This is a genomic window from Pseudoalteromonas sp. J010, from assembly GCF_003934235.1.
Taxonomy (GTDB): Bacteria; Pseudomonadota; Gammaproteobacteria; order Enterobacterales; family Alteromonadaceae; genus Pseudoalteromonas; species Pseudoalteromonas peptidolytica.
Window position 1 is genome coordinate 20,426 of sequence record NZ_RDBW01000021.1, and the last position, 13,352, is coordinate 33,777.

Genomic DNA, 13,352 nt, shown 5'->3' on the forward strand with positions numbered 1-13,352 from the left:
TTATCTTATACCAATTACCTTAATTAATCGCTCAATTTTGAGGCGAGGAAACCGTGTCGATAGCTGTTCGAAATAAGAAGTCTTTCACGCAGCTAGCGTTAGATTGGTATTACCCCTTCAAATTGATCATGTATTAAGACTAATTGGCATTAAATACAGGTTTTGATCTCGCTTATTCAGCTAAGTCCTCAACGCCGACGATTAGCCAAGGCGCATCACCTGCTGTTTTTCGCTCTAAATGCCAGATCTCAAGAATAGCCTCTTCTTGCATATCATTAAGGTCACGATATTTACCCGTGAACTTAATACTGATCTCCCATACATCGGCAGTTGTGTCTGCACGAACAAGCGCAGCATCTACAAACATGACTTCTGTCTTAACATCACCATGTTGCTCACGTTCACGCTTAAACTCTTCAACTAGTTCAGGGCTTAGATACTCAGCCATGGTAGTAAAGTCGTTTTGATTCCATGCCGTTTGAATGGTTTGATAGTGTTGTCTGGCACCCTGTAAGAAACCGTTAACATCAAAATCTCGTGGTAGATTCATTGGTACACTGTTAGCGCCAAATCCACCGCTGGTGGCACCGCTGCTTTGAAATTGCTGTGGCTGTTGAGATGGGGTGCTCGGATGACCCATTTGTGGAGCCCCTGCAAGGCTTGGTTGCTGCTTTTTAGCTAGCATGCTTCTCACTAGTTTAAAGATAATGAATGCAGCGATTGCTAATAAAATCATTTCAAGGAATTGAAATCCTTCGAAATCATCACCAAGCATTGCAGCAATTAACCCACCAGCTAACAAACCACCAAGCACACCTGCCATAATCCCTTTTTTGTTTGACTTAGGTTTAGCTGTTGATTTTGCATTTAAAGCTTGGGTGTCCGTTTGCTGCTTTTGCTGAGTAGTTTGAGTTTGATGAGTTTTGCCTTTGCTTTTACTACCAAACTTTTTTCTTGCTTCAGCATCAAAGCTCGCTGTGAATAAAAAACAAACAAGTGAAAATAACACAATGAAATGTTTCATAAAGTTCCTATATACAAAAATAACTTACAACATTGTAAAGAAGTCATTTTGCTATTTGAATAGGGTTGTGTCTTAATTTATTTTGAATTTTGGTGGTTTAGTAAGGATCTTGAGACACCACAATTAGCTCATTGTGGTGTCTGGTTGGTTTACAGCCAACGTAAAGAGTTGTTTACCTCAGTTTGGAACCTTTCAAGTGGTGCACCACGGTTGGCGACCAAGATAGTATTGGCTTTTTCATGATGTGCGATTAGCCCTTCAAAACGACTGTCGCTAAAGTTGTCTTTCTGATCTTGTGTGCTTTGTTGATCTGCAGGCACTACAAAAACGGTCAATGGGCCAAATTCTGATTGCATCACCAAATGCAGGCTTTTTTGCCCCTTAAAGTTACAGAAAGTTGCGTAAACTATCTTGCCCGGTAAAGTATCGAACTTACCTCCTAGCATTGCTAATTTTTCATTAACTGTCTGAAGAGGAACACTTTCCTGCTTTTCCAAGGCATTTTGTTCATAGTAAACGTGTGCAAGCGCGTGCTCAGCTGTATCTGTTGGGTGTGCCAAGCCACCATAATAAAAAATCACAGCAGCAAATAGCATACTAGCGGCTACCGCCAGTGGGGCTGAAATACGCCTAAACCATGAAACATGCGTTACCTTATCGTGTTCTTCCTCCAGCAATTGCTGCTTTGCAATAATTCTCTCTGCAAGCCCATCTGGAACGTCAATATCCAGAGAATGACTTAAAAACTTATCGAAATCGCGCATATCTTCTAGTTGCGCTTGCAATTCGGGTTGTTGTGACGCGTACTTTGCTACCTCTTCATCTTGAGGATCGGCAACAAGGCGACGTCGAAATTCGAGTTCATCCATTAGTTTGATGCCCCCTTTACTGGTTCATATTTAGTCGTTAAAGCGTCTTTGAGTTGGTTACGGGCTCGATATAATCTTGTCATGACTGTATTTTTGTTCAGCTCTAAAATCTCTGCAATTTCCTCACCTGAACATCCCATCACCACCTGAAGTAATAATGGCTCTCGATATTCAGCAGATAAGCTCGCTATTTGTCTCTGCACTACAGTTTGTTCCATTTCGTCATCCAAAGCTGAGCTTCTATCATCGACTAAGGTATCTTGCTCCACCTCCGCATAGTCAAATTGTTTACGCTCAAAACGACGTGCATTTTCTCGTCTTAAAATCGTTAATAACCAAGGCTTAGCGGCTTGTTCGTCTTGTAAAGAGTCAAGTGCACGCCATGCCCGTAAAAAAGTTTCTTGTACTAAGTCTTCGGCAATGCTTGGATCTCCACATAACCAATAAGCGAACTTATATAGCTCTTTGTGGTATGCCCGCACCAGTGACTCGTACTGATGTTGTTTAGTGGCCATATTGATGAGACCTATTTTTTGGCTGGTTTATTTCATCACAAACCAATTATTTTTATTAAGCATAACAGCAATACTCTCTCGTGTTGCTGATCGCTGCTCTATTTTTATACCAATAAGCTTAACTAAGCTTGCTAATTAGAGGCAAAAATCTTGTCGATAACACCGTTTTCGTACCCTGCTGATGCTGAGATATATACATATATCTAGGCAAGAAAAATTTGCTATTTAGTTGTTTTAAATAAGAAACTTTTAATGCTGTTAGCGTCAGATTTATTCCTGCAAATTGGTTAAGTCTTATTATCAAACAAAAGTGGTAAAGAGTAAAAAAGCGCCGCTTGGCGCTTAGCTATACAGCGTATCAAGTACTTGCTTAGATCTTTTGTCCGCTGCTTGCTTGATACTCCGTTTTACTTCAGTGAACAAGGCGGATAAATCAACACTAGATTGGGTGTTGCTGTAAAGTGAACGTTGCAACTCATTCACTTGCGTTTTTAACGACTCAGGCTGTTGTTGCAACCATTTGGCCATAGACATGTTTTGTTGTCTAGTATGGTTGAGCAGTGCCTGATAAAACGCATTTGCGCTGTTTTGTTTAACGGCTTCTTCAAACGAAATCAAAGGCTGTGAGTTGGTTTGCTGACTCATTTTTGGCTGATGTTTCACTGTTGATTTAGATGCCCTCCACCAGAACATCAATGTGACTAGCCATATTATGTAACCGCTCACTGCTAAAGCCCATACCCACAGCGGTACTGTATAGCTTGTGTGTTGTTGTGTTGAAGTCGACACCGCTTGACTTGGCTCATTACTACGCGTTTGCTGAGTCACTTTTGGTGTTTGTGGTAATACGGGTTGATTTGGATCTTGAACTACACTCAGAGATTTGCTCGCCAATGTAGCAATTTCTTCGCGCTTGGTAATGGTATTGAACCAAGGTAACGTGACTTCAGGTAAAACAAAATCACCAGCTCGCTGAGGCAGATAGGCAAACGAAACGATCAGTTGCGAGATAACTTTTCCATCTCTGGTAATTTGTTTTCGCTCGGAAGTATCAGGATAAATTCTAAATCCATCAGTATCCTCTACCTGAATATCTGGAAGCTGCTCTTTTGTTACTCCTACAGCGGTTAGGGTTAATGTTCGAGTGATTGGAGTCCCAACGGTAAAGGTTGACTCATTAGGTTGCCATTCCTCGGAAAAGTTTAAGTATTCGCTTGGCAACCACGTATCGGCGGCATCGGCCGGGATAGGGGATACTGAAAAGTCAATGCTATCGCCAACAGCAGAGGTAGCCATACGGCGGTAATTATCTCTGATCTGGCCATTAAATACTGGCGGCTTGATGGTGAAGTCACCACTTTTTTGCGGTTGGATCATGTATTCACGCGTCAAAACCATATAACGGCGTCCATCAATAATCTCGTATTCTTCACTGGCTTTACCTAACTGTGTAAAGGTAGCACCATCAGAGATAGGATCACTCAGCTGGCCATCTAGTAAGTCCTTGCCAATATAAAGCTTAACGGTGTAAAGCGCTGCTTGCTGCACATAAAGGTTAGGTGTTTTTAGTTCAGTCTTGACGAAAATATCTTTGCTTTGCTGTTGATCCTCACGAGCGACGACTGAGATTTCGATTGGCTGCGTTTTTGCGCCATCAACTTCGAACGCGGGAATGGTATAGGTTCCTGGGGAGCGAGCCACAAGCTGCATTTGCCAGGTTGTTGAGCTAGCAACACTGCCATTGATGATACTCGTTCGAGAGCTGGTATTTACAGGGCTTGTGACAAAGTCATTACTCAAAGCTGACACATCTGGAATTGTGCCTTTGACTTTTCCTTGCGCGACGATTGACAAGGTAAAATACTCACCCGCAAGTACTGGATTTTTGTCTACGCTTGCGGTGAGATTATCCACAGCGAGCGTTTTGTGGCTGATTATTAACAAAGACAGCAAAAATAAAATACGTTTTACCATGATTTCTCAACTCCTTTCGGTAGACGTCTTTGTTTACGTTTTTGTGCTTCTAATTGCATTTTATTTCTCAGTAATATCGCTGGGTCGTCAGGTACTTTTCTGAGTAACTGATTGAGCTGTTGTGCTTTTTCAATTTCTTCAGGTGTCAGAGGTCGACTTTCCTGCATCATAGCGGCATTGCGTGCTTGTTCATCTTGCGGTGTCTGTTCTGCGTCCGCCTCAGATACAGCTTGCCCCTGTTGTTGGCTTTGTTCATGTGCTTGCTGATCCGCTTCTTCTTGCTGTTGCATGGATGGATCTAGCTGCGGCTCATTATTATTTTGCTCTTGTTGACTCTCTGATTGCTGACCCTGTTGGTCTTGCTGACCTTGTTGGCCTTGCTGACCTTGTTGGTCTTGCTGACCTTGTTGGTCTTGCTGACCTTGTTGGTCTTGCTGACCTTGTTGGTCTTGCTGACCTTGTTGGTCTTGCTGATTTTTTAATGCCTCAACGACGGCTTTATTATCCTTTGCCTGCGTGAAGTCGGGGTTCAAGGCTAGCGCTTTGTCATATGCTGCAATAGACTCATCCAGCTTACCCAGCTGCGCCAACGCGTTACCTAAATTATATTGGCCTTGTGCTGAATCAGTTTGATTTAGCACCGAAGCCGCTCCTTCATAGTCGCCTGCTTTATACAAAGCAGCCCCCTTTAAAACAGGGTCATTAGCTGATGCCGCTTGTTCAAAAGCTTCATCTTGATAGGCTTGTAAGGCATTTTGATCGGTATTTTTAAACCATTGGAGCCATTCACTGGCTACAGCCTTTTGCTGTGGTAATAAAGTAAAAACAAGCAAAGCACTGAGCATAATCGCGTGGTTCCGTACTAACAACAGTGCCAGTGGAACCAATAAAATAAGCAAATATACACCAGCATCTACACGCCACTTGGCACTTTCTTGCTCAGTTTTAACGATGGCAGCGTTCGACGCTAAGCTAGGTTTAAATGTGTTGATGTCTCTGTTGTCGGTCGTATACGTGGCAAACTTACCGCCTTTGACTTTCGCAAGCTTTTCTAATCGAGTAGTGAATAGTTTTGGTACTACAATTTGACCATATTGGTCTTTTAAGAAGCCGCCGTCAGGAAGTTTTATCGGCGCGCCCTGAGTTGTACCCAACGCATAAATATTGAGTGAATAAGGACTATCAGCCAGTAACGCCTGAATGTCCTCGGCATCCTCTTGCTCGAGCCCATCTGTAATTAAGATAATATCGCCAAAGGTTGCGCTCGCACCACTTAATAGGTTGATTGCCTCTTCGATACCGGCATAAACATTAGAACCTTTTGATGGCATGATTTCGGGGCGAAGGCTTGGAATTAAATTCTCTAGTGTTGCTACATCTGTTGTTAACGGAGACACAGTGAAGGCGTCACCTGCGTAAGCAACCAACCCTGTTTCACCTTCTTGAAATAACTTCAGCATGTCCAGTGTCTTAAACCTTGCTTGAGTAAGACGATTTGGTGCGAGATCGGTTGCATACATAGAGTAGGACATATCCAGCACCAATACTCTTGGTGCTTGTGTTTTGAAAACAGGCACTTCTTGCTTTTCAATACTCGGGCCTGCAACCGCAATAATGGTTAGCAAAGAAAAAACAACACCAAGTAAAGAGTTATTGTGTTTTTGTGATTGTTGCCCTTGTTCACCCATCACCACTTTCATTAAGTGTGGGGCGATAAGTTGATTATTATGTTGCTTACCTTTTTTAGACCACTGCATCAAACAGTAGATAGCCCAAGGAACGAATAACCAAAGTAGTTGTGGGCGAATAAACTCAAACTCCATGCTCTTATCCCCTTACTTTTGCTCTAACAACGACGCTCAGTTGAGCCACAAAAAGTAGCCCAAGAACTACAAGTAGCGGTATGTAAAACAATGAAACTTTTGGGCGAAATGTCTGTGTTTCATCACTGATTGGCTCTAGTTCATCCAGCATGGCGTAAATCTGTTGCAAACTTGCGACGTCTTTGGCTCGAAAATACTGTCCGCCTGTTTCTTTTGCGATGTGCTGTAGTGTTTTCTCGTCAATGCTACTGCCAGCCATCGAGTTAAAACCAAATAGACCAAACCCTCGTCTGCCATCGGAGCCTACGCCAACGGTGTAAATCTTGATGCCTTCTTCACGTGCCAAGATTAGCGCCTCATTTGGCTCAAGATTACCGGCAGTGTTTTGACCGTCGGTCAATAAAATTAATATACGGTTACTCTGTTCGCGAGCCTCAAAACGTTTGACTGACAAGCCAATCGCATCACCGATGGCGGTGGCGCGACCAACCAGCCCTATTTGGGCCTCTGTTAACATTTGACTGACCGTCGCTAAATCTCGGGTGAGGGGGGTTTGCAAAAATGCGGTATCACCGAAGAGAATCAGACCTAGTCTATCCCCCTGACGCGCTTCAATAAAGTCACTCACGACGGCTTTTACGACGGATAGTCTATCAACCAAACGGCCTTGATACTCCATATCCTGCTCTGTCATGGAGGCTGAAAGGTCAACTGCTAACATAATATCTCGCCCTTCGCTTGGAATAACAATCGGTTCGTCAAGCCATGTAGGATTGGCGGCTGCGCTCACCAGCAGTAACCAGACAATGGCTTCAAGGGGGCTGACTTTAGCGCGCTTATGCAATTGCTTTGAGTGGCCAAGCTGTAACTTGGCGACACTTGGCATGCGAATATGTATATTCGTTTGTGCAACACTTGGCTTAAATTTGGCAATCAGCCAAGGCAGTGGTAGTAATAAAAATGCCAGCGGCCATACAAACTCAAACATCGATACGCTCCTTGACTTTAAAGGTACTGATCGCCAGTGCAAGCTTTTTGCTAAGCTCAGGCGTTTGGGTCGGTGCGTACAATGAGTCAAGCTCTTGTTGCGTTAGCTCAACACGGGTGAGTTTTGCTTGTAATGCTAACCACTCTTTACCATAGCGGCTTGCGGCGACCTCGCCATAATAGTGTTTCACTAAACGCTTGAGCAAAGTATGTAAAATCTGTGGGTTATCTTGAGATTGACTAAGCCTTATCGCTTCTTTTTTGGCTTTTAAAAACTGTTGTCTGCGATACAGCAACCAAACTCCGCTGGCTACCAGTGCGAGGACGATAACAATAACTCCCCACATTGGATAAGAAAGTGGCCACCAGCTTACGCTTTGAGGGATGACCACATCATTGAGTTGGTCGAGTGGATTGACTTGCATTTAACCCCTCATTATTTGTAGTTCTATGGGTAACGACGCATCGTATTTTTGTAGCGTCATGCCTGAGCGTTGTAGTAACGCTAATCTTCGATTAAAAAAGTCGGCTGCATGTTGCGAAAATGAGTCGCGAAATTGCTTATCCATGAGCGGTAATGTCCAATTGTGCTCTCCCGCCGATACTTCTATTGCTTGGCTGTACTGAGGTAATTGATGTTCAAATGGATCGCTTACCATACATCCGATCACTTCGTTATGGCGGCTGGCACGTTCCAACAATTTGAAACTTTCTTCATTAAGTTCAGTAAAGTCCGATATTAAATAGATAAGGCTGCCTGGCTTTGCAAGATGAACAAGCCGCTTTAAATTTTCATTAAAACGGTTTTCAGACGTCGGTCGGTCTTTTTGCAATAAGGCTTGCTCATGCAGTGCACAAAATTGATGAGCCAACGCCAAAACACCGCGATCGCGAGCTGTTGGTTTTAGCTCATGGTGATGACTGTCATTAAAGACCACACCACCGACACGATCGCCACGTTGACAAGCTGACCAAGATACCAAAGCGCCTAAATGTGCAGCTAATACAGATTTGAGTAACAGCCTTGAACCAAAAAGCATGCTCGAAGAAAAGTCGCAAAAAATGAATACAGGGCGCTCTTTTTCTTCTTGGAATAGTTTAGTGTGTGCCTCACCGGTACGCGCGGTAACACGCCAATCAATAGCCCGTATGTCATCGCCGTATTGATATTGCCTCACCTCAGCAAACTCCATACCTCGCCCTTTGTGGGGGGCGAGGTATTGACCAGCTTGCGCACTTTTTACTTTGCCGCGTGGTTTAAGTGAAAGTAAGTGAGCCTTTGACTTATAAAACAGCAGCTCCTTGAGGCCTAGCTCGACGCCATTACTGTGGCTTTCTCTAAACCAGCTGGCTGCATTAAACTGTGTGACGTCGTTCATCATGTTATGGAACAGCAACTAATTCTAGAATTTTACTAATGACTTGATCTTTTGTGATGCCATCGGCCTGAGCCTCGTAGCTAAGAACGATACGATGGCGAAGTACATTGTGAACCACCGCTTGAATGTCTTCAGGTGTGACAAAATCTCGACCCTGAAGCCAAGCATGAGCACGTGAACATTTATCTAATGCAATAGTGGCACGAGGACTTGCACCATACTCAATCCAGCTAGCTAGGGTAGGGTCAAAGCGCTCTGGTTGTCTTGTGGCAATGATTAGCTGCACCAAATATTGCTCAAGAGGTTCAGCTAAGTGCATACCCAGTACAGTTTTACGTGCTTCAAATAACGTTGCCTGACTAATTGGCGTATAAGCGGCTTGATACTCTTCAAGTGCTTCACCACGGGTTAATCTGAGTATGTCTACTTCAGTTTCGGCATCTGGGTAGTCAATGTTCAAATGCAGTAAGAAGCGGTCAAGTTGTGCCTCTGGTAGCGGGTACGTACCTTCTTGCTCCAAAGGGTTTTGTGTGGCCATCACCATAAATAGCTCTGGTAATGGGTAAGTAGTTTTACCTACGGTGACTTGTCGCTCAGCCATGGCTTCGAGCAGCGCAGACTGAACTTTTGCAGGCGCTCGGTTAATTTCATCTGCCAGAATAAGGTGGTGGAAAAGGGGCCCCTTCTCAAATACAAATTCGTTCGTTTGTTGACGATAAATGTCCGTGCCTGTCACGTCAGACGGTAATAAGTCAGGGGTAAATTGAACGCGTTGAAAACTGCCTTCAATGCCTTTTGCCAGTGCGTTTACTGCTCGAGTTTTAGCAAGTCCCGGAGGGCCTTCCACCAACAAGTGGCCATCTGCTAACAGTGCAATAAGCAACGATTCGGTCAGTGCACTTTGTCCTAGAATTTGGGTATCTAAATATTCTTTTAGTTGTGAAAACTCGTTTACTGCCATGAGAATGCCTTTTAAACCGACAAAAATAAAAATAGTTATATGGTCGCTGGATCAATAATCAAGGAGATTAGACCGGTAAATTTAGAAAAGTTCATAAATTTTCAATAACAATTTCAAATACTTTGAGATTGTTTGAAAAAGCATCTAAAGTTGACGTTTGCGGTTTAAAAAGCAACCATTTCGCGCTTTACTATTGGCAACTTCGATTTGGTTGTTTAGAATCGAAGGAAATTAACAGGTCAGACCTGTCAGCGGGAGAGCAAATTCATGTCTGAACAAAATATATTAAAAACATCAAAAGGCGACCGAATCGCTATCGTTAGCGGCTTGCGTACGCCATTCGCAAAGCAAGCTACCGCTTTTCATCATGTTCCAGCATTAGATTTGGGCAAAATCGTAGTTAACGAAATGCTTGAACGACTTAACTTTGACCGCAAAGAAATCGACCAATTGGTTTTTGGTCAAGTTGTGCAAATGCCTGAAGCGCCAAATATCGCACGTGAAATTGTCCTTGGTACAGGGATGCCGGTATCTGTTGATGCGTATTCCGTATCTCGCGCTTGTGCCACGAGCTTCCAAGCGATTGCAAATGTAGCAGAAAGCATTATCTCAGGCCAAGTAAATGTAGGCGTGGCAGGTGGTGCTGATTCTTCATCGGTACTACCAATTGGCGTAAGCAAAAAATTAGCTGGCAGCTTAGTCGACCTAAACAAAGCTCGTACTCTTAAACAGCGTTTACAAATTTTCTCAAAACTGAGATTAAAAGATTTGTTACCGGTTCCACCTGCAGTTGCCGAGTATTCGACTGGCTTGTCTATGGGGCAAACAGCAGAGCAAATGGCGAAAACACATGGTATTAGCCGAGCGGATCAAGACGCGATGGCGCATCGTTCACATACTCTAGCAGCAAAAGCATGGTCAGAAGGCCTGTTGAGTAATGAAGTGATGGCTGCACATGTCGAGCCATACAAAGGGTTCATTGATAAAGATAATAACATCCGTGAAAACTCGTCACTTGAAGGGTACGCCAAATTAAAGCCTGTATTTGACAGAAAGCATGGCTCTGTTACCGCTGCGAATGCAACACCACTGACTGATGGTGCTGCAGCTGTATTGATGATGAGTGAAAGTAAGGCCAAAGCGCTCGGTTACGATATTTTGGGATATGTCCGTAGCTTCGCCTTCTCAGCGATTGGTGTACACGAAGACATGCTAATGGGCCCTGCACACTCGACGCCTATTGCGTTGGATAGAGCTGGGATCACATTAGCAGACCTTGATTTGATTGAAATGCACGAGGCGTTCGCAGCTCAAGCGCTGGCAAACATGAAGATGTTTGGCTCAGATAAATTCGCGCAGGAGAAATTGGGTCGCAGCAAAGCGATTGGTGAAATCGACATGGACAAGTTTAACGTAAACGGTGGCTCACTGGCTTACGGTCACCCATTCGCTGCGACGGGCGCGCGTTTAATCACGCAAAGCTTGCATGAACTTAAACGTCGTGGCGGTGGCCTTGCATTAACAACAGCCTGCGCAGCAGGTGGTCTTGGAGCAGCATTTGTATTGGAGAGCGCGTAATGTCAGTATTTTCTTATGAACTAAACGACCATAAAGTGGCCATCGTCACTATTGACGTACCAGGTGAAAAGATGAACACCTTACGCGATTCATTCGCTGATGAGTTGCTTGAAGTTATTGCTAAAGGTAAGCAAGACGATGTAACCGGGATGGTTTTTATCAGTGGTAAAGCAGACAACTTCATCGCCGGTGCAGACATCAAAATGCTGGACAACGCCAACACGCGTGACGACGCGTTAGCGATATCAGAAATGTGTCATAAAACCTTCTTTAAAATGGCCGAGCTGCCATTCCCAACCGTTGCGGCTATTCATGGCGTCGCATTGGGTGGCGGCCTTGAGTTTGCACTGGCTTGTGATTATCGAGTTTGTACTGAAGACAGTAAAACAAAACTGGGTCTTCCAGAAGTACAACTTGGTTTATTGCCAGGTGGTGGTGGTACGCAGCGCCTACCAAAGTTAGTTGGAATACAAAAAGCACTTGAATGGATGTTGACTGGTAAACAAGTACGTCCAAAGCAAGCGAAAAAGACAGGGCTGGTTGATGACGTGGTGCCACACAGCATTTTATTAAACGTTGCTGTTAAGCTTGCAAGAAAAGGTAAGTCTAAGCCTCGTAAACCAAACCTAGACAAAATTAGTCAACTATTAGAATCAAACCCGTTTGGTCGAAATATCATTTTCAAAAAAGCACAAGAAAATGTAGAGAAGAAAACTGGCGGACACTACCCAGCACCACTTGCGATTATCAAAGCGGTGAGAGCTTCTATCGAATTGGATAAGCTTAAGGGCTACAAAACTGAAGCAGAAGGGTTTGCTGATCTGGTTATGTCAGAAGTTTCTCGCTCACTGCGAGGTATTTTCTTTGCCACAACGGAAATGAAAAAAGATTTTCAAGGTGAAGACTTGGCGGCTGTAAACCGCGTAGCTGTGCTTGGTGGTGGTTTGATGGGTGCCGGTATTACCCATGTGAGCGCGGTAAAAGCAGGGGCGACGGTGCGTATTAAAGATGTTGCCCATCAGGGGATCAGTAACGCACTAAATTACAGCTACAAGATTTTATCTAAGCGTCAAAAGCGCCGTATTATTTCAAAGGCAGAAATGCAGTCAAACCTGAATATGATCACAGGTACTACTGATTATTCTGGCTTTAAGCACACAGACATGGTGATCGAAGCGGTATTTGAAGATTTAGAGTTAAAGCAATCCATGGTAGCGGATATTGAACGTGAATGCGCTGAACAAACCATTTTTGCGAGTAATACTTCGTCATTACCGATAGGCCAAATCGCTGCGAAAGCCGCGAGACCGGAAAATGTGATCGGATTACATTACTTCTCGCCAGTGGAGAAAATGCCATTGGTTGAAATTATTCCACACGATACCACCAGCGATGAGGTAATCGCTCGTACGGTTGCGTTTGCACGTAAACAGGGTAAAACGCCAATCGTTGTAAAGGACAAGGCTGGCTTTTATGTTAACCGTATTTTAGCGCCGTACGTCAATGAGGCGGCTAATCTACTATTAGCGGGTGAGCCTATTGAAAAAATTGACCAAGCTTTGGTGGAATTTGGATTCCCAGTTGGCCCCTTGGCACTTTTAGATGAAGTAGGTGTTGATATTGGTTCTAAAATAGCCCCTATTTTGGAAAAGGAACTCGGGGAGCGATTTAAAGCACCCGATGCTTTTGCCCGTATGATAGATAGTAAACGTTTAGGTCGTAAAACAGGCCGAGGCTTCTACAATTATGAAGGCAAAAAAGGTAAGCAGGTTGACGAGTCTGTCTACGAATTGCTGGGTATTACTCCATCTCCAAAATTGAACAAGCAAGAAATAGCCAATCGTTGTGTTGCGCAAATGCTAAATGAGGCTGCGCGTTGTTTGGACGAAGGCATTATTCGTAATGCTAGAGATGGAGATATTGGCGCTATTTTTGGTATCGGTTTCCCACCGTTCTTAGGTGGTCCGTTTAGTTACATGGATAAAAAAGGCGTTAACAAGATTTGCTCTGAGCTATCGACGTATGCGTCTGAAAATCCAACTTTTACGCCTGCCGAGCCGTTGCTAGCGATGGCGGAAGCGGGTAAAGGTTATTACTGATCTCTACGTACAGTAGCAATTCATTGGTAAGCCGCATTTTATGCGGCTTTTTTTTATTTTCTGGTCTATATTTAAACGAATAACCTGAGCTCGGGATAATGACTTGTTCTCCAGTAGCTGTTATCCCTTACACGAATTATCTT

At 43.9% G+C, this 13,352-nt stretch carries 11 protein-coding genes; 2 read left to right on the forward strand and 9 right to left on the reverse strand.

The genetic code is table 11. The features are described 5' to 3' along the window. Positions 1-172 precede the first annotated feature (172 nt). The 9 genes from EAG18_RS12860 to EAG18_RS12905 all read right to left on the reverse strand — a co-directional run bounded on the left by EAG18_RS12860 (position 173) and on the right by EAG18_RS12905 (position 9,532). Positions 173-1,024, reverse strand: a complete 852-nt coding sequence (locus EAG18_RS12860; protein WP_125252786.1) for a Tim44-like domain-containing protein — start codon at positions 1,022-1,024, stop codon at positions 173-175. Between the two features lie 149 nt (positions 1,025-1,173). Continuing rightward, on the reverse strand, positions 1,174-1,893 hold the full coding sequence (locus EAG18_RS12865; RefSeq protein WP_125252787.1) for a DUF3379 family protein: 720 nt from the start codon (positions 1,891-1,893) through the stop codon (positions 1,174-1,176). Continuing rightward, positions 1,893-2,408 carry a sigma-70 family RNA polymerase sigma factor gene (locus EAG18_RS12870; protein ID WP_125252788.1) on the reverse strand — a complete coding sequence of 172 codons (516 nt, stop codon included), beginning with the start codon at positions 2,406-2,408 and terminating at the stop codon, positions 1,893-1,895. The genes EAG18_RS12865 and EAG18_RS12870 overlap by 1 nt, the downstream gene beginning before the upstream one ends. A gap of 342 nt (positions 2,409-2,750) precedes the next feature. Beyond that, on the reverse strand, positions 2,751-4,382 hold the full coding sequence (locus tag EAG18_RS12880; RefSeq protein WP_125252790.1) for a BatD family protein: 1,632 nt from the start codon (positions 4,380-4,382) through the stop codon (positions 2,751-2,753). After that, the gene (locus EAG18_RS12885) at positions 4,376-6,205 is read right to left on the reverse strand and encodes a VWA domain-containing protein (RefSeq protein ID WP_125252791.1); all 1,830 of its coding nucleotides are present in this window, start codon (positions 6,203-6,205) and stop codon (positions 4,376-4,378) included. The genes EAG18_RS12880 and EAG18_RS12885 overlap by 7 nt, the downstream gene beginning before the upstream one ends. A 4-nt stretch (positions 6,206-6,209) precedes the next feature. After that, complete coding sequence (locus EAG18_RS12890) at positions 6,210-7,193, reverse strand: VWA domain-containing protein (RefSeq protein ID WP_125252792.1); 984 nt, start codon at positions 7,191-7,193, stop codon at positions 6,210-6,212. Continuing rightward, the gene (locus EAG18_RS12895; RefSeq protein ID WP_125252793.1) at positions 7,186-7,617 is read right to left on the reverse strand and encodes a DUF4381 domain-containing protein; all 432 of its coding nucleotides are present in this window, start codon (positions 7,615-7,617) and stop codon (positions 7,186-7,188) included. The genes EAG18_RS12890 and EAG18_RS12895 overlap by 8 nt, the downstream gene beginning before the upstream one ends. Continuing rightward, positions 7,618-8,571: a DUF58 domain-containing protein gene (locus EAG18_RS12900; RefSeq protein WP_125252826.1), complete on the reverse strand. Its 954-nt coding sequence runs from the start codon at positions 8,569-8,571 to the stop codon at positions 7,618-7,620. A 4-nt stretch (positions 8,572-8,575) separates the two neighbouring features. Further along, entirely contained in the window at positions 8,576-9,532 is a 957-nt protein-coding gene (locus EAG18_RS12905; protein WP_125252794.1) for a MoxR family ATPase, read from the reverse strand. Positions 9,533-9,799: 267 nt separating this feature from the next. Between EAG18_RS12905 and fadI the strand changes: the two genes are divergently transcribed. Then, positions 9,800-11,110: an acetyl-CoA C-acyltransferase FadI gene (gene fadI, locus EAG18_RS12910; RefSeq protein WP_125252795.1), complete on the forward strand. Its 1,311-nt coding sequence runs from the start codon at positions 9,800-9,802 to the stop codon at positions 11,108-11,110. Then, positions 11,110-13,209, forward strand: coding sequence for a fatty acid oxidation complex subunit alpha FadJ (gene fadJ / locus EAG18_RS12915; RefSeq protein ID WP_125252796.1), 2,100 nt, complete (start codon positions 11,110-11,112; stop codon positions 13,207-13,209). Before fadI ends, fadJ begins: the two co-directional genes overlap by 1 nt. Positions 13,210-13,352: the final 143 nt, after the last annotated feature.